Source organism: Quatrionicoccus australiensis (assembly GCF_020510525.1).
Taxonomy (GTDB): domain Bacteria; phylum Pseudomonadota; class Gammaproteobacteria; order Burkholderiales; family Rhodocyclaceae; genus Azonexus; species Azonexus australiensis_B.
The window spans coordinates 3885480-3903740 of sequence record NZ_CP075188.1 but is presented as its reverse complement, the minus strand read 5'-3'; the positions used below and the strand labels follow the sequence as shown (position 1 = coordinate 3903740).

The following is an 18261-nucleotide window of genomic DNA, read 5'->3' as shown; positions in this document are numbered from 1 at the left end:
CAAAAGGCCAGTCGCATGACTGGCCTTTTTGTTGCCCGCCACCGCAGGGCGGCGTTCAGTATTCCTGCAGGATCGCGATTTCGCTGTCGGCGTGGCGCAGGCGCAATGCCAGCGAGCGGGCGAGGGACTGGAGCAGCGTCAGCGCCAGCCTCTTGTGCTCGTCGGTGAGGCGGGTGAATTGCTCCTGCGACAGGATGAAGAATTCGGTCGGTGTGGCGGCAATGGCCTCGTTGTCGTGCGGCAGGCCGTCAAGGAAGGCGAGTCCGCCGAAGAAATCGCCACGGCCAAAGGTGGCGATGTGGCGGTTTCGTCCGCCGCCGAGCGGGGCGAAAATCTTCACCGTACCCTGGCGGATCAGGTAGATCGCATCGCCCGGTTCGCCGCAGGAATAAACGACTTCGCCGGGCTTGAAGGAGCGCTTGACCAGGCAGGCTTCAAGATCGGCCAGGGTTTCGTCTTTGCGCTCCTTGAACAGCTCCATTTCGTGCAATTCGAGCGGCGTTTCCTCTTCCGGTCCTGCGAGCTCGCTTTCGCCGAGCAGGCGGTCCTCGACCCATTCGATGGCGTTGTCCAGTTCGGCGAACAGGCGGACGCTTTCCGGGTTTTCGGTGACGCCTGTCTGTTCGAGGAATTCACGCAGGTTGCGTTTGTTCGGCAGGTTTTCGCGGACGCTGGAGAGCAGCAACTGGGCGCCACGTTCGGCCAGCGCATCGCGCACCTGGCAAAGCATGTGGGCCGCCGTGACATCGACCGATTGGACGCGTTTCAGGTCGAGGATGACAAAGCGCCGGTCTTTCAGCTCGGGGTCGATTTGGGCATAGAGCTGTTGTGTCGTACCGAAGAAAAGGCTGCCCTGCAGCTCGAAAATCACCGCCTGGTCGCCCTTCTGCTCGAGGATGCGGGTTTCGGCCTCGGGGCGGTGCCAGTTCGACGACATCTGATTGACGTAGAACTTGTGACGAATCACCGAGCCGCCGATCTGCTCGCGCAGGAAGAGCAGGATGGAGAGCGCGACGCCGACGCCGGAAGCGGCGATCAGGCCGATGCTGAGCGCGACGATGACGACGGTGACGACGACGCCGAAATCGAAGACGGTGGCCGACGATTGCACGAAGCGCAGCGGCCCGCGGTCGATCATGCGGATGCCGACGACGATCAGGATGCCGGCCAGGGAAGCGACCGGAATCCAGGCAATGAAACTGCTCAGGACCAGCGCGAAGATGAGTGCCGAAATGCCTTCGATCAGCCCGGAAGCGCGCGTCGTGGCGCCGCTCGACAGATTGACCAGCGTCGCGCCCATGGTGCCGGCGCCGGGAATGCCGCCGACGGCGCTGGAAGCGACATTGGCAATGCCCTGAGCGACCAGTTCGCGATTCGGCTCATGTTGTGAACGGGTCAGCTGGTCGAGCACGACGCAGGTCTTCAGCGTGTCGATCGAGAGCAGCACGGCCAGCGTCAGCGCGTTGCCGAGCAGGGCGGCAACCTGGGACAGGCGCAGGTCGCCGATCTCGTGCCAGCGCCCGGTGATTTCCTTGAGATAGCCGGCGCTGCTGGCGCCGAGCGGGCCGATGACGAGATCGTTGCCGGTCAGTTTGAACAGGCTGTCATCCTGGCTGGCGAGCAGGAAATAGCAGGCGATGCCGGCGGCGATGCCGAGAATGGTGCCGGGCAGGCGGCGGGTCAGCAGTGGTGCAAGCAGCATGACGACGATGGTTGCCGCACCGACGGCGAGGGCGCGCCAGTCCCAGAGTTCGGGAGAACTGGCCGCCTCGTACCAGTGCAGTTCGCCCGGTGTGCTGAGCAGTTTGCCGAGCTGGCTGCCGATGATGATCAGGCCGACCCCGGTCAGGTAGCCGCTGACCACCGGGTAGGGAATGTATTTGATCAGGCGGCCGATGCCGACAAAGCCGAAGAGGATCTGGAAGAGTCCGGCCAAGATGCCGAGCAGAAGCAGCATCAGGATGATGTTGCCGCCCGGCACGCCATCGCGCACCAGTTCGATGGCAAAGGCCGAGAGCAGTGCGGCAGCAGGCGCACAGGGCGCGCTGATCAGGCGGTCGGTACCGCCCAGCATCGAGGCGAGCAGGCCGATCACGGCGGCGCCGATGATGCCGGCCATGGCGCCGAGGGCGGCGTGCATCGGCGCGATCGCCGAGTAGATGGTGACGCCGAAGGCGATGGCAGCCGGCAGGGCGACCAGCATGGCGGCCAGGCCGCCCCAGAAATCGCCGCTCTGGTAAAGCTTTCTGAATATTTCGCGCATGCTGCGTCTCCCCTTTTTCGGGAATCTTACAGCGCTTTTACGTGCCCGGGCGCTTGCTGCTGCAGCTCTTTGGCATGAGCGGCGGCTGGCCGCTCATGTCGTGGCAGGTCTCAGGCTTGCGTCGCGAACCAGGCGTCGGCGGCGGCGATCGTCGCGGCGATGTCGGCATCGCTGTGCGCGGCCGAGACGAAGCCGGCTTCGAAGGCGGACGGCGCGAAGTAATGCCCGGCCTCGAGCATGGCGTGGAAGAAGCGGTTGAAGGCTTCCTTGTCGCAGGCCAGTACCTCGTCGTAGGTGCCGGGACATTTTTCGGCGAAATAGAGGCCGAACATGCCGCCGACGTTCTGGGCGCTGAAAGCGATGCCGTGCTTTTTCGCGGCAGCAACCAGTCCGTCGCATAGCGCCTTGGTCTTTACGGTCAACGCTTCGTAAAAGCCCTTTTCCTGCACCAGCTTGAGCGTGGCGAGGCCGGCCGCGGTGGCGATCGGGTTGCCGGACAGCGTGCCGGCCTGATAGACCGGACCGAGCGGGGCAATCTTTTCCATGATTTCGCGCTTGCCGCCGAAGGCGCCGAGTGGCATGCCGCCGCCGACCACCTTGCCGAAGGTGGACAGGTCGGGCGTGATGCCGAACAGGCCCTGGGCGCTCTTCAGGCCGACGCGGAAGCCGGTCATCACTTCGTCGAAAATCAGCACGGCGCCGTACTGCGTCGTCAGTTCGCGCATCGCCTTGAGGAATTCTGCGGTCGGTGCGATCAGGTTCATGTTGCCGACCACCGGCTCGACGATGACTGTGGCGATCTGGTCGCCGTAGGTCTTGAAGGCCTCGGCCAGCGCCTGCGGATCGTTGTAGGGCAGGACCAGGGTGGTGGCGACGGTGCCGGCCGGCACGCCGCCCGAGGACGGATTGCCGAAGGTCAGCGCGCCCGAGCCGGCCTTGACCAGCAGCGAGTCAGAGTGACCGTGGTAGCAGCCTTCGAATTTGACCAGCAGGTCGCGCCCGGTATAGCCGCGCGCCAGGCGGATGGCGCTCATCGTCGCCTCGGTGCCGGAGGAAACCAGGCGGACCATTTCCATCGACGGGACGAGTTCGCAGAGCAGGTCGGCGATGTCGACTTCGCGTTCGGTCGGCGCGCCGAAGGACAGGCCGTCGACGACTGCGGCCTGGACGGCGGCGATCACATCGGGATGGGCGTGGCCGAGGATCATCGGGCCCCACGAGCCGACGTAGTCGGTGTACCACTTGCCGTCGGCATCCTGGACGCGCGGGCCGACGCCTTTCTGGAAGAACAGCGGCGTGCCGCCGACCGAGCGGAAGGCGCGTACCGGCGAATTGACGCCGCCGGGAATGTGTTTCTGGGCACGTTCGAACAGTTGCTGGTTGCGTGAGGTCATGACTGGGCTTCCTCGAATAGGCGTTGATAGGCGGCGGCACGGGCAGCGATGTCCGGCGCGTTGAACAGGTCGGTGATGACGGCAAGCAGGGAGGCGCCGGCCGCGATGAGCGGCGCGGCATTGGCCAGCGTGATGCCGCCGATGGCGCAAGTCGGGACGGTCAACGTCGTTTTTGCCTGCAAAAACAGGTCGACCGTAGCGCGCGCGGCGAGCGGTTTGGTCGGTGACGGATAGACGGCACCGAAGGCGACATAGTCGGCGCCGGCCGCAGCGGCAGATTGCGCGGCGCTGAAGTCGGCATAGCAGGAGGCGCCGAGGGTTTTTCCGGGGCCGAGGATGGCGCGCGCCGCCGCCAGGTTGCCATCCTCGCCGCCGAGGTGAGTGCCGTCGGCATCGACCAGGCGGGTCAGTGCCAGGTCGTCGTTGATCAGCAGGCAGGCATCGAACCGGCGGGTCAGGGCGCGCAGCGCGTGGGCGCGGGCGACCTGCTCGGGCATCGCCGAAATCTTGTCGCGGTATTGCACGATGCGGCAGCCGCCGGCCAGCGCCGCCTCGACGTCGCGCAACAGACGCGCACCGTCGGGTTGTTCGGGCGTGATCGCGTAGAGGCCGCGCAGCTTATGCATCGGCTTTGGGCTCGTCGTTTGCACCGGCTTGTTCGGCAGTCTCGTCGCCGCCGCGTGCCCAGAAGAAACGGTCGGGAATGAACTGCCCCATGCCGCCGCGGAAACCGTTTTTCAGCGTCTGCCAGGTGTAGTCCTGGGCGTCGCGCACGGCATCCTCGATGCTGGCGCCGCCGGCCAGGCAGCCGGCAATTGCCGAGGCCAGGGTGCAGCCCGAACCGTGGTAACTGCCGGGCAGGCGTTCCCACTCGTCGCGACGGATGACGCCGTCCGGGCCGTACAGGGTGTTGATGACCTGTGCCGTGTTTTCGTGCGTGCCGGTGATCAATACATATTGCGCGCCCATCTCGATCAGGCGCTTGGCGCAGACTTCGATCGAGGGTTCCTCTTCGTCCTCGTCGCTTTCCGCCAGGCGGCGCGCTTCGGGCGCGTTGGGGGTGAGCAGCGTGGTCTGCGGCAGCAGCAGTTCGCGCATCGCAGCGATGATTTCCTCGCCGGACAATTCATCGCCGCGCCCCGACGCAAGCACCGGGTCGAAGATGAGCGGGATTTCCGGATAGTCGGAAAGGATTTCGGCAACGGCCACGACATTCTCGACGCTGCCCAGCACGCCGATCTTGAAGGCATGCACCGGCATGTCTTCGAGTACGGTACGCGCCTGCTGTTCGAGCAGTTCGGCGGCGACCGGATGCACGCTCTGCACGCCGGTTGTGTCCTGCACGGTGAGGGCGGTGATCGCGGTCAGCGGATGGCAGCCGAGGCTGGCCAGGGTGAGCAGGTCGGCCTGGATGCCGGCGCCGGATGAAGGGTCGCTGGCGGCAAAGACAAGAACCTGGGGCAGGCTGGGTGAAACCGGGGTGGAAGTCATGAAATCTCGCGCCCTTGGCGGGCGCGAAGGGGATTGGGTAAGATGGCCGCGATTTTATCCGAATCTTGGGTCGATCGCCCTTGCCCGTGGCAAGCCGTAACAGTGTTTTCAGGATGATGGCGAATTACGACTTCCGTAGTATGATGCAGCGATAGCGAAAGTACCCAACAAGGGGCCGGGGGAGCGGGAATTGGCTGATTTGTCCAGACTGCGTGGCGTCAGGGTTATGGTCATTGACGACAGCAACACGATACGGCGCAGTGCCGAGATTTTTCTCGTCCAGGCCGGCTGTCAGGTCGTCCTGGCCGAAGATGGCTTTGATGCCCTGGCCAAGATTGCCGATCATCAGCCCAACGTGATCTTCTGCGACATCATGATGCCGCGCCTCGATGGTTATCAAACCTGTTCGCTGATCAAGAAAAATGCCCGCTTCAAAGCGACACCGGTGATCATGCTGTCCTCCAAGGATGGCCTGTTTGACCGGGCGCGCGGGCGCATGGTCGGTTCCGACCAGTACCTGACCAAGCCTTTTACCAAAGACAGCCTGCTGCAAACGGTCGCGACCTTTGCCTTGCCGGCCGAATCAGAAACCAACTTGTAGTCCAGGGAGCAAAGATGCCCGTCAAGAACATCCTCGTTGTCGACGATTCCCCAACCGAACGCTTTTTTGTTGTCGATCTGTTGACCAAGGCCGGTTACCAGGTGAGCACCGCCGAGAATGGTGAAGAAGGCATTGCCAAGGCCAAGGCCGGCAAGCCCGACCTGATCCTGATGGATGTCGTGATGCCCGGGCTGAACGGCTATCAGGCAACCCGTACCCTGACGCGCGACGAAGAAACCAAGGGCATTCCGGTCATCGTCTGTACCTCGAAGGGGCAGGAAACCGACAAGATCTGGGGTTTGCGTCAAGGCGCCGTCGACTATCTCGTCAAGCCGCTCAATCCGGAAGAACTGTTGCAGCGCGTCGCCGCCATTCCCTGATCCGTATGGCCAAAAAAACAAGTCTTCGCGATTTTCAGACCTACCTTGCCGGGCGTCTGAAAACAGCGGCGCTGGGCAAGGGGGGCGCTTCGTGGCTGGGTATCCAGGCCGGTGAAGACTCTTGGCTGGTCGACCTCTCCGATAGCGGCGAAATCGTTCAGGCACCACAGTTGACCAGCGTGCCGCTGGCCCGGCCATGGTTCGCCGGCATCGCGAATATTCGCGGCAACCTGCATGCCGTGACCGATTTTTCGTTGTTTTGTGGTGGTCAACCGACGCCGCAAAACGCCAGCACGCGTTTGCTGCTGGTCGGTGTCAAGCATGGCTCGAATGCGGCGCTGCTCGTTTCGCGCATGCTCGGCCTGAAGAATCCGGAAGATTTCACCCCGGCGCCAGCCGACAGCAAGCTGCCGGGCTGGGCTGCAGCGTCTTACACCGATCGTCAGGGCAAGGTCTGGCACAAGCTGTCCGTGCGTGATCTGCTGGTCGACCAAGATTTCATGAATATCGGGGCTTGATCGGGGAGTGCCCCGAACCCCTAGCGGAGGAATTCCATGGCTTTCAGCTTCAAACTTCCTAAATTCGGCGCTGGTGCCAAGTCGTCATCACCAATGACGGTCTTGACCGGCATGACAGAAGGTGCAGCCGCATCTGCCGGGAAGTCGCTGTTGCCGGAGTTTCTCGCGCAACAGCCGGTAATCCAGCAAATGAAGATCCTGGGCGGCGTCTTCGTCACCCTCTTCGTGCTGATTGCTGCCCTGGTCTTCCACGACAATCGCGAATCGACCAACGGTACCGCGTACATCGCGGCATCCGGCGAAATGCGCATGCTGTCGCAACGTCTCGCGAAAGCATCGTCGCTGGCCCTGCAGGGTAACCAGGTAGCTTTCAAGCAGCTCAAGGAGTCGCGCGATACCTTCGCCCTGCTGCTTGATCGCCTGAGCAACGGTGGTGAAGTGGGCGGTGTCGACGTGCCGGCCTCGCCGGGTGAGGTTTCCACCCAGTTGGCCGCGCTGACCGAGCGCTGGGCGATGACCGACAAGGATGCGATGACCGTGGTTGCCCAGGAGAAGACCCTGGTCGAGCTCGGCAAGAACGTTGCCACCATCGACAACAAAAATGCCGTGATGCTTGAGTTGACCGAGCAGCTGGCCGCCCTGAAGCTGCAGTCGGGCGGCTCGGCGCGGGAAATTGCTGCCGCCAACCAGCTGGTGATGTTGACGCAGCGGATCGCCAAGAACGCTTCGGCGCTGCTGGTCGGTGACGAAATCAACCCGGAAGTGGCCTTCCTGCTCGGCAAGGACACCAACGGCTTCCGCGACTTGCTGGTCGGCTTGAGCAAGGGCAATGAAATGCTGCGCCTGACCGCCAGCAACGATGCCGCGAGCAAGGAAAAGCTGGCCGATCTGGATGCCGCCTTCAAGGAATACCAGTCGGCGATTGGCAACATTCTCGGCAACATGCAGCCGCTGGTGCTTTCCAAGCAGGCTGGCGCACGCATTTTCCGCGAGAGTGAGGACCTGCTGAAGGCAACCGACGATCTGGCGCTCGGCTATCAGGCGACGCTGTCGGAACGTGGCCTGTACATCTTCCTGGTGATCGTCATGACTCTGCTGGCGCTGGGTGCGCTGGCCCTGCTTGCCAAGATCTATCTCGAAGATACCGGCCGCCGCGCGCTCGAAGCCGAACATCAGCGTCAGGCTTCGGAAATGACCAATCGCGAGAACCAGGACGCCATTCTGCGTCTGATGAACGAACTGGGCGACCTCGCCGACGGCGACCTGACCGTGACCGCGACGGTGAGCGAAAACATTACCGGCGCCATTGCCGACTCGATCAACTACACGATTGAAGAACTGCGCGTGCTGGTCGGCCGGATCAATGACGCGGCCAACCGGGTGACGGCAGCAACCGAAATCGCCCGTCTGACCTCCGCCGAGCTGCTCACCGCTGCCGAACGTCAATCGAGCGAAATTCAGGAAGTCGGCCAGTCCGCGCTGGCCATGGCGCGTTCGATGAACCAGGTGTCCGGCGATGCAACGCAGTCGGCCCAGGTGGCGCGCCAGTCGCTGATGGCTGCTGAAAAGGGTACGCAGGCCGTACATGACTCGATCAAGGGCATGAACGAAATTCGCAACCAGATTCAGGAAACCTCGAAGCGCATCAAGCGCCTCGGCGAAAGCTCGCAGGAAATTGGCGAAATCGTGGAACTGATTTCCGACATTACCGAACAGACCAACGTGCTGGCGCTGAACGCCGCCATCCAGGCCGCTTCGGCCGGTGATGCCGGGCGCGGCTTTACCGTGGTTGCGGAAGAAGTGCAGCGACTGGCCGAACGCTCGGCCGAAGCAACCAAACAGATCGGCGCGATCGTGAAGACCATTCAGACCGATACGCAGGATGCCGTGTCCGCCATGGAACAATCGACGCAGGGTGTGGTCGAGGGGGCCAAGCTGTCCGACGCGGCCGGTCAGGCACTGACCGAGATTTCGCAGGTGTCGCGCGATCTGGCCGACCTGATTCAGAACATTTCGACCTCGACGCAAGCCCAGGCCGACTCCGCTACCCAGGTGGCGACGCTGATGCAGGACATTCTGCGCGTTACCGAGCAGACGACGGCCGGTACGCAGCGTACCGCGGAGGCGGTGGATGAGCTGACCGCCCTGGCTTCCGAACTGAAGGGTTCGGTTGCCGGCTTCAAGGTGGACTGACCGAAATCGATCACGAGAGACTATGAGCGCCGCAACTGAATTTGATTTGGCCCCACTGACATGGGTCAAGAGCGAGATCGATCTGGCGCTGGAGCGTGCCGAAGAGGCGCTGACCCAGTACGAATCGGTTGCGGATAACACCCAGTTCAAGTTTTGCCGCACGCACGTGCACCAGGTGCATGGTGCCCTGTCTATCGTCGGTCTGGATGGGGTGACGCAGATTACCGAGTCGCTTGAGGCGGCTCTGCTTGCCCTTGAAGAGGGCAACCTGGCCGCCGACGGCGAGACCGTTCCCGTCCTGCGCCAGGCGATGCAGGCGATTCGCCAATATCTCGACGAATTGATGGCTGGCGAACCGAACCAGCCGCTGCGCCTGTTGCCGGCCCACCTGGCGCTGGCCGGTCTGCGCGGTACGGGACGCGCGCAGCCGAGTGACCTGTTTTTCCCCGATCTGTCGTTGCGTCCGCCCAAACGTGCGGAAGCCGTAGCGCCGCTCAGCCCGGAAGTGCTGCAGCGCGTGCTCAAGGCTGAGCGCATGCGTTACGAAAAGGGTTTGCTCAGCTGGCTGACCAAGCCGGCCGAGGCCGAAGCCGGTCGCCAGTTGATGCTCGATGCCCTGGCCCGTATCGAGGCAACCCAGGATACGCCAGCCGCCCGTTCCTTCTGGTGGGCGGCGCAGGCCTTTGTCGAGGCGCTGGCTGATCCCGGTATCAGCACCTCCGCCGGCATCAATCAGGTCAGTTCGCGAATCGACCTGCAGATCCGTCGCCTGCTGGAAGGTTCCAGCAACGTTGCCGAGCGTCTGATGCGCGAGGCGCTCTATCACGTCGCCCAGGCGCCGGCCGAACTCAAGCCGCTGATTGCCCAGGTACAAAGCACCTTTGAACTGCCGGCCCTGGTGCCGCCGGTTGTCGCCGATGCCAGCCAGCAACCGCGCGATGCCGTCCTGCGTCGTCTGCGCGAAGCCCTGGCAAGCACGGAAGAGCTCTGGAACAAGGTATGTTCCGGGGGAACAGCCAGCCTGGCCGGCTTTGCCGAGCACGCCCGAGCCATTGGCGGGCTGACCGAGGAGATTGGCTTGACCGATCTCAAGCGGCTCGGCCAGGGCCTGGCGGCAATTGCCAACTGGTTGCAGGAAGACTCCACTCGCTATAGCGACACTGTTGCGATGGAGGTTGCAACCTCCATCCTGCTGCTGCAGAACGCGCAGGAAAATTTCAAGCGTCTGGGTACCGATTTCGCGCAGCAGGTCGACCTCATGGTCGCCCGCCTCTATGCCTGCATCGCCGGCCGTCCGGCGGCGGCCGACGAGGAAATTCCGCTGCTCGACGAGATGACCCGGCGCGCCCAGGAAAAGCTCCTGATCAGTCAGGTCGCGCGCGAGATCCAGAACAATCTGGCGCAGGTCGAACAGGCACTCGATGCCTTCTTCCGTGACCCGGCCAAGGCCCACGACCTCTCCGGCCTGAATGGCCAGATCAAGCAGATCGGTGGCGCACTGGCGATGCTTGGTCACATGGGCGCCGCCGCCAGCCTGAAGGATTGTGGCGAACGTATCCAGCGTTTTGCCGATCCCGACTACACGCCGCAGGCGGATGATTTCGAGGCGGTTGCCCAACAGTTGTCGCAGCTTGGTTTCTTTGTCGATGCCTTGCCCAGCGGTGAAAAGGATTTCGAATCCTTCATCCGGCGTCTGCACGGCGAAGAGCCGGTACGCGACGAGGACAGCGATCTTGTTGCGGAAGCCGTTTCGGCGCCCAGCGTCGAAACCCAGCTCGCCCAGCAGGCCCGCGAAACACACGCCCTGGTCGAAGCCCTCAAGGATGCGCCGGAAGACAGCCGGCTGCAGGCCGAACTCAAGCAGAACCTACAGTCCATCCAGAAGGATGCCGATCTGGTGGCCGATCATGCTCTCGGCGAAACCGCCAAGGCGGCGCTGGAAGCACTGCAGAGCGGCGATGTCGCCAGTGTCGATGTCGATGCCGCGCTTTCCGGCCTCAAACCGCAGTTGACCGAGGCGCCGCAGCCGTCGGCTGCGACCTTGCTGCTCGCCCAGTCGAGCCACGAAGAGATTGATGCCGAACTGCTGGCGATCTTCCTTGAAGAAGCCGGCGAAGTGCTGGCAACGATCAGCGAGCAGTCGGCCCTGCTTGCTGCCGAGCCGCATAACGTCGAGGCCCTGACCACCATCCGCCGTTCGGTGCACACCCTGAAGGGTAGTGGCCGCATGGTCGGCTTGCGCGATCTGGGCGAGACGGCCTGGGAACTCGAACAGACGCTCAATCTGTGGTTGCGCCAGGATCTGGCGGCCAATCCGGAACTGCTGGCGATGATCGCCAGTGGCCATGCGCTGTTTGCCGAGTGGGTCAAGCACCTGGAAAGCGGTGATGGCCTGGCGCCTGACCCGAGCGAGCTGGTCGCGCAGGCGATTCGCTTGCGTGGCGTCGAGACCCTGCCGGAAGTCGCGCCGCTGGCAGCGCCTGTGCCGGAACCTGAGGTCGTTGCACCGCCCGAGCCCGATCCGGATGAGCAATTCGTCAGCACGCTGATCGCGATGCCCTTGCCGGAAGCCGAGGAAGACGTAACGTCCATCGTGCTCGACCTGCCGCTGCTGGATGTTGATGCCGCAGAGGACGTCCTCGAATTGCCGGAAATTCCCGAACTCTCGGATATGCCCGCGCTGTCGGATATCCCTGCTCAGGAAGAGGTGCCGGCCGAACCTGAAGACATTGAGGAAGCCGAAGAAATCGTCGCGCCGGAAGAAGAGATCATCTTCTCCGACGCCGAAGAAATGCTGCTCGACGAAGCGCCACGGTCAACGCCGGAAAATGAGGCAATTCCGTCTGCCCCCCCGGCTTCGCCAACCCTCTACGACATCTTCCGTGAAGAAGCGCGCGGTCATCTGCAGACCCTGCTCGACAGCTACGCACAACTGGAGGCTGCTCCCGCCGGACCGACCACCTTCGAGATGACACGGGCGGCGCATACGCTCGGCGGCATTGCCGCCACGGTCGGCCTGATGCCCTTGCATCACCTGTCGATTGCACTCGAACATGCCCTGCTGCGGCGCGATGGCTCGGCCCACCCGGCCAGCATCGAAGGTCTGGAAACCGTACGCCAGAGCATCATCACGCTCGAAGAAATGTTTGTTGCGCTGGCTGATCAGTTGCCGCCGGCCGAGCAGCCGCAACTGATTGCGGCGCTGGATGAAATCTACCAGCCGGCCCCGGTCGTTGAAGAAGCCCCCGAGCCGGTGGCGCCGATCAGCGCCGAAATCATTCCGCTGCATGCTGTGGCCGAGCCGGTCGAAGCCTTGCCGGAAGCGCCGGTACGCGAACTGCCGCAACTCACCGACGAGCTGGACGAGCAATTGCTCCCCATCTTCCTCGAAGAGGCGGCCGACCAACTGCGCGACCTGACCAGCCAGCTGCGTGCCTGGCGTGCCGAACCGGCCGCCGAAGCACCGCCGCATGCGATTGCCCGCCTGCTCCACACCTTCAAGGGCAACGCGCGGATGGCCGGCGCGATGAATCTTGGCGAATTGACCCACCTGCTGGAAACGCGCTTCCAGGATCTGCTGCGTTCCGGCCAGCCGTCATCGGCTTTCATCGATGAAATCGAGAACGGCTGCGACACGCTGGAACAGGCCGTCGAGTTGCTGCGTTCCGGTCCGCCGGAAGAAATTGCCGCTGCCGAGACGTCGACCGCGACGGCGGATATCGTTCAGCACCCGGCCGCCGTGCATGCGCCGGCCGCCGAGACCGACGCCGAGCATGAGCATGGCCAGCGTGCCACGTTGCGCGTGCGCGCCGACCTGATTGACCGCCTGGTCAACGAAGCCGGCGAATTGTCGATCGCCCGCGCCCGGATCGAAGGCGAAATGCGCAGCCTGAAGGGCTCGCTGCTCGAACTGACCGAAAACGTCATTCGCCTGCGTCGCCAGTTGCGCGAGATCGAAATCCAGGCCGAAGGCCAGATCCAGGCGCGCGTTGCCAGCACGCCGGAAGGCGAGGCCCAGTTCGACCCGCTCGAACTCGACCGCTTCACGCGCTTCCAGGAACTGACCCGCTTCATGGCCGAGTCGGTCAACGACGTCGCGACCGTGCAGCAGAATCTGCTCAAGAACCTCGATGACGCCAACGCCGCGATCCTTGCCCAGTCACGTCTGAACCGCAGCCTGCAACAGGAACTGATGGGCGTGCGCATGATTCCGTTCGCCAGCCAGACCGAGCGTCTCTACCGCATCGTGCGGCAGACCGCGAAGGACGTCGGCAAGCGCGCCAATCTCGACATCGTCGGCGGTCAGGTTGAAATGGACCGCTCGGTGCTCGACAAGATGCTGGCGCCGCTCGAACACATGCTGCGCAACGCCGTGACGCACGGCGTCGAGTCGCTCGAAGCACGCCAGGCCGCCGGCAAGTCCGACGTCGGTGAAATCACCGTTGCGCTGGCCCAGGAAGGCAATGAAATCATCCTGACCATGGCCGATGACGGCAAGGGTCTGGATGCCGCACGCATCCGTGCCCGCGCCGAGGCGCTCGGCCTGCTCCAGCCCGGCCAGACGGTCGACGACGCAACTTTGTACGATTTCATCTTCCAGCCCGGTTTCTCGACCGCCGAAGAACTGACCCAGGTTTCCGGGCGCGGCGTTGGCATGGACGTGGTCAAGACAGAAGTCGGCGAACTCGGCGGGCGGATTGAAATTTCCTCGCAGCCGGGCGTCGGGACGACTTTCCGCCTTTACCTGCCGCTGACGCTGGCCGTGACGCAAACCCTGCTGGTTCGCGCCGGCGCCCAGCAATATGCGGTGCCGTCGACGATGATCGAACAGGTGCTGGAACTCAAGGACAAGGCGCTCGCCATCCTGCGCGACAAGGGCGCTGCCGAATGGCAGGGCAACCGTTATCCGCTGCATTACCTGTCGCACCTGCTCGGCAATGCCGATGCGGTGCCGGAAGCGCATCGCCGCTACTGGGTGCTGTTGCTGCGTTCCGGTACGCAGCGCGTGGCCGTGCTGATTGACGAAATGAAGGGCAACCAGGAAGTCGTCGTCAAGAACATCGGCAGCCAGCTTGCTCGGGTTGTCGGTATTGCCGGTGCGACGGTGCTGGCCGATGGCCAGGTCGTGCTGATCCTCAATCCGGTGGCGCTGGCCAGCCGTCTGGTCACTGCCAGCAGCGCTCCTTCGACCGTGCCGGTCGCGGCCGAGCCGGAAGCCGGTGCCAAGCGCGTGCCGACCATCATGGTGGTCGACGATTCGCTGACCGTGCGCAAGATCACCAGCCGCCTGCTCAATCGCGAAGGCTACCAGGTGGTCCTCGCCAAGGACGGCGTCGATGCGCTTGAGCAACTGATCGACGTGCTGCCGGACGTCATCCTGTCCGACATCGAGATGCCGCGCATGGACGGTTTCGACCTGCTGCGCAACATCCGCGCCGACGACCGCCTGAAGCAGCTGCCGGTGATCATGATCACCTCGCGGACTGCCGACAAGCACCGCAATTACGCCGAGTCGATCGGCGCCAACAACTATCTTGGCAAGCCCTACGACGAAGACGAACTGCTCGGCCTGATCGCCGGCTACGTCGGCGCCGGCAAGGCTTAAACCGACGTTTTGACGATCGCGTAACGGGCCAGGGTTTGTTCCCTGGCCCGGGCGTGATCGACGACAGGCGCCGGGTAGTCGCGCCCGATCACCACGCCCAGGCTTTCCTGCTCGAGCCGCCCCATCAGCCACGGCGCGTGGATGTACTTGTTGCTGACGGCGGCGAGTTCCGGCACATAGCGGCGGATGAACTTGCCGTCCGGGTCGAATTTCTCCGACTGGGTGACCGGATTGAAAATGCGGAAGTAAGGCTGCGCGTCGCAACCGCTCGACGCCGCCCACTGCCAGCCGCCGTTGTTGGCCGAGAGATCGAAGTCGTTGAGCTTTTCGGCAAAGTAGCGCTCGCCGAGCCGCCAGTCGAGGCCGAGATCCTTGCTCAGAAACGAGGCGACGACCATGCGCAGCCGGTTATGCATCCAGCCGCTGTAATTGAGCTGACGCATCGCCGCATCGACCAGCGGATAACCGGTCCGGCCTTCGCACCAGGCGGCGAAGCCGGCCGGCCAGTCGGCCCAGGTGATGGCATCGTAGGCTGGCTTGAAGGCGTGGCCGACGACGTGCGGAAAGCGGTCGAGGATCATGAAATAGAAATCGCGCCAGATCAGCTCGCTGAGCCAGACATCGGCTTGTTGCGCGAGCGCGGTACGGACCAGTTCGCGGATGGAAATGGTGCCGAAACGCAGGTGGACCGACAGGTAGGACACGCCTTTCACGGCAGGGAAGTCGCGCAGCGCGCCGTAGCGAGTGATGCGGCCGGCGCGGAAATCATCCCACAGCGCCCGTGCGCCGGACATGCCGGGGCGGATGCCGACGGCGGCCAGGTCGGTCGCGCTGAAACCGATTTCCGCCAGGGGCGGCACGCCGCTCAGGCCGCTATCGGTCAACGCGCCGGCACAGGCAAAAATGCCGTGGTCGGCCGCAGTCAGGCGTTTCAGCCAAGCATTCTTGTAGGGGGTGAAGACTGAAAACGGCTTGCCGGCCTGGGTCAGCACTTCGTCGCCATCGAAGATCGCCTGGTCCTTGCAGGCATGGAAGGCAATGCCTTGCGTCTGCAGGCGGGCGGCGACCGCGGCATCGCGCTCTTTCGCGGCCGGTTCGTAATCGCGGTTGGCAAAAACGGCCGTGACGCCGAGTTGACCGGCGAGCCGCGGGATTTCCTCGCTCGCCTTGCCGTGCCGGACGATCAGGCCACCGCCACGGGCGCGCAGGGCGGCATCGAGCTCCTGCAACGAGGCATGGATGAAATCGACGCGTCTGTCCTGGCGCGTCGGCAGGGCGTCGAGAATGTCGGTGTCGAAAACAAAGGCGCAATAAACCTGCGGCGCTGCGGCAATTGCCGCGGCAAGGGCGGCGTGGTCATGGTCGCGCAGGTCGCGGCGGAACCAGACAAGGGCTTTGGATGCGTTCATGCCTTGCTTGTACCTGTTTCGTGCCGGAAATTCCAGTCGTCCCGGTTAACAAAAAAGGGCCGGATCGCTCCGGCCCCGCTTGGCTGCTGTTTCGCTCAGGGCAGCGTGTAGCTGCTCAGCGCCTGCGGCAGGCGGAACAGCCAGAGGCGGGTCGGGCGCTCGCTGTCGCTGCCGCGCGTCACCCGTCCGCTCACCGCGCCGGTCGCGCAATTACCGTCGTTTACGATGCCGCCATTGATGTCGACCGTGCAGGACGTGATGTCGCCGGCAACGGTCTGGCCAGTGCTGTCAATCAGGATGGTGCGCAGGCCGAAATCGTTGTCGTTGATCAGGGCGATGGTGTTGCCATTGACCAGGGCGAGGCCTTCCGCCTTTTCGGCGCTCCAGCCCAGCGCATTGAGATCGAGCAGCACGGTCTTCTTCAGCTTGACCACGGTGGACCACGGATGCGGCGTCACCGTGCTGCCGTCGATGCTGTTCTTTTCCAGTTCGATGCCGTCACTGGCGATGTCGGTGACGTTGCTCGGGATTTCGACCAGCATGACAAAGTTGCGCACCTTGCCGGCGCTGTCGGCGCCCTGCTCGATGACCAGGAACTTGCCGTTGGGCAGGGCAAGCAGATCGCCGAGCTTGGCGCTGCCGGTGCGGTTGCGGTCCCATTTTTCGCCGTTGGCGCTCAGTGGATAGTTGAGCGGATAGGCGTAGAGCTTCGATGTGCCGGTCGTCGGGTTGAACTCCAGCCAGCGGGCAAACTGGGCGAAGTCCTTGAGCTTGACCTTGTCGGTGGTTTTGCTGTCCTGGTCGAGGTCGGAGACATCGGTCGTCTCGACCGACTTGCCGCTGCCGTCGAAAGGCTCGATCGGGCTTTGCAGGAAGCCATGCAGGACGCCGCTGCTGCTCATCGCCAGGCCTTCCATGCCACGGTTGGCGCGGCGGTACTTGAGAACTTCCGGCAAGTCGCCGGCAGCGCTGCCTGGCTGGAATCTGGCGAGGATGACGCCGGTCTTGGCATCGATCTTGACGATGAAGGGACCGTATTCGTCGGAGGTCCAGAAGACCTTGTTGGCCGCGTCATAGACCAGGCTTTCCGGGTCCAGGCCATGGCTGTCGAAGTTGGCCTTGGCGGCATCGAATTTCAGTTCGTCGGTGAGCGGGATTTCGCCGCTGCTGCCGGTGGTGCCGGCGGGCAGCGGGCGGCCGCTGATCCTGTTTGTTGCATCGGACTTGATGGGGAGCAGCGACTTGAGCACGGCGCCTTTCTTGCCGATCGAGATCAGGCCGATCGACGGCGTGAAGGAAGGGGCCGGGAACATCTTGCTGATGCTGCTGACCGAGGTGTTGCCGGGTACCGGGGCGAGCGGGCTGTCGCCGTTCGGGCCGCGGTCGGTAATCGCATAGAACTCAAGGTCGCCGTTGGCGGCCGTACCTTTGAAAGTGAGTCCGGAGCCGACAGCGGGAAAGAAGCCCTTGGCGAAATCCTTGCCGGCGGCGACATTGACGCCTTCGTAAGGGATGAATAGCGAGCTGTCGGCATCAAGCGTGTACTTGGTGATCGCCACCTCGCCGCCGGCCGAGGCCTGGTTCAGCTTGGTGGTTTCAGTCTCGCCGAGAACGCTGGCCAGGCTACCTTCGAAATGATCCTTGGCCAGCGTGCGGCGGGCATCGCTTGGCGTGCGCGCGCTATACGGATTGCCAAAGGCGTCGCTGAGTGCGGGCAGTGCTGCGCCCAGGGCGGTGTCGAAGCTGGCGGCGCTTTGCGCGAAATCGAGGGTGGCACCGGCCAGGGCGCTGGCGACGGCGGCGGTGATGCGGATGCCATTGGCCGGATTGTCGTCATCGTCGAGCGATTGCAGGAAGAGCAGGCGGTTGTTGACCTTGTCATCGCTACCGGTCCACGTCGCAATATTGGCCAATTCGAGTGGCGTTACCGTGGCGCTGCAAGCGCTGCTGCCGAGCAGGATGCCGCCGATCCGGAAACTGACCTGGTCGCCCGGCGAGCAGGCAAAAACACCGGCGCTGTCGGTGGTGCCGGATTTGCCGGAAGGCGTCGCCGAGTACGCCACACCTTCGACGGCCGAATCGACCAGCCGGCCCGACGAGCCGGAACTGCCGCCGCCGTCGAAGCAGCCGGCCAGGCTGCAGGCTGCCGCAACGGCCAGCACGCTGATTTTCTTGTTCATCATTTGCCCTGAAATATCGAAAAGGCGAACGGCGCGCAGCGCAGGCGTTCGCAGGTTGGAGGAGGATGCCGGGGGTGGGCTGCGTCATTACGCTGCCATATCGGGATTATCCGATGCGGCCGATGACAGGCTTGTGACAGGGGGCGTCGGCCGATTGCGCCCGACGCATGGCGGGTGGGCGAAGTGCAGGCAAAGCCGGTAGCCGGTCGATTTTTCCATTAAAATCG

General features: G+C 63.6%; 11 protein-coding genes. 5 read left to right on the top strand and 6 right to left on the bottom strand.

Translation table 11 applies throughout. From position 1 onward, the window contains the following. Positions 1-55 precede the first annotated feature (55 nt). The 4 genes from KI612_RS18460 to thiD all read right to left on the bottom strand — a co-directional run bounded on the left by KI612_RS18460 (position 56) and on the right by thiD (position 5148). A complete protein-coding gene (locus KI612_RS18460; RefSeq protein ID WP_226441516.1) occupies positions 56-2263 on the bottom strand; it encodes a SulP family inorganic anion transporter in 2208 nt (735 codons plus the stop codon). A gap of 110 nt (positions 2264-2373) precedes the next feature. Next, positions 2374-3657, bottom strand: a complete 1284-nt coding sequence (hemL, locus tag KI612_RS18455; RefSeq protein WP_226441515.1) for a glutamate-1-semialdehyde 2,1-aminomutase — start codon at positions 3655-3657, stop codon at positions 2374-2376. Further along, the gene (gene thiE / locus KI612_RS18450; RefSeq protein ID WP_226441514.1) at positions 3654-4283 is read right to left on the bottom strand and encodes a thiamine phosphate synthase; all 630 of its coding nucleotides are present in this window, start codon (positions 4281-4283) and stop codon (positions 3654-3656) included. The genes hemL and thiE overlap by 4 nt, the downstream gene beginning before the upstream one ends. Then, a complete protein-coding gene (gene thiD, locus KI612_RS18445) occupies positions 4276-5148 on the bottom strand; it encodes a bifunctional hydroxymethylpyrimidine kinase/phosphomethylpyrimidine kinase (RefSeq protein ID WP_226441513.1) in 873 nt (290 codons plus the stop codon). Before thiD ends, thiE begins: the two co-directional genes overlap by 8 nt. Before the next feature lie 226 nt (positions 5149-5374). On the opposite strand from thiD, the gene KI612_RS18440 reads away from it, so the two are divergent. The 5 genes from KI612_RS18440 to KI612_RS18420 are packed head-to-tail and all read left to right on the top strand — an operon-like array spanning position 5375 to position 14445. Then, positions 5375-5749, top strand: coding sequence for a response regulator (locus KI612_RS18440; RefSeq protein WP_226444310.1), 375 nt, complete (start codon positions 5375-5377; stop codon positions 5747-5749). A gap of 14 nt (positions 5750-5763) precedes the next feature. Continuing rightward, complete coding sequence (locus KI612_RS18435) at positions 5764-6129, top strand: response regulator transcription factor (protein ID WP_226441512.1); 366 nt, start codon at positions 5764-5766, stop codon at positions 6127-6129. 5 nt (positions 6130-6134) lie between these two features. Further along, the gene (locus tag KI612_RS18430) at positions 6135-6647 is read left to right on the top strand and encodes a chemotaxis protein CheW (RefSeq protein WP_226441511.1); all 513 of its coding nucleotides are present in this window, start codon (positions 6135-6137) and stop codon (positions 6645-6647) included. 36 nt (positions 6648-6683) lie between these two features. After that, positions 6684-8840: a methyl-accepting chemotaxis protein gene (locus KI612_RS18425; protein ID WP_226441510.1), complete on the top strand. Its 2157-nt coding sequence runs from the start codon at positions 6684-6686 to the stop codon at positions 8838-8840. Between the two features lie 22 nt (positions 8841-8862). Further along, positions 8863-14445, top strand: coding sequence for a hybrid sensor histidine kinase/response regulator (locus tag KI612_RS18420; RefSeq protein ID WP_226441509.1), 5583 nt, complete (start codon positions 8863-8865; stop codon positions 14443-14445). Here KI612_RS18420 and KI612_RS18415 read toward each other — a convergent pair. Then, the gene (locus KI612_RS18415; RefSeq protein WP_226441508.1) at positions 14442-15854 is read right to left on the bottom strand and encodes a cryptochrome/photolyase family protein; all 1413 of its coding nucleotides are present in this window, start codon (positions 15852-15854) and stop codon (positions 14442-14444) included. The two genes, KI612_RS18420 and KI612_RS18415, sit on opposite strands and share 4 nt — an antisense overlap. 95 nt (positions 15855-15949) lie before the next feature. After that, positions 15950-18037 (bottom strand): esterase-like activity of phytase family protein, encoded by a 2088-nt coding sequence (locus KI612_RS18410; protein ID WP_226441507.1) that lies wholly within the window; start codon positions 18035-18037, stop codon positions 15950-15952. Positions 18038-18261 lie beyond the last annotated feature (224 nt).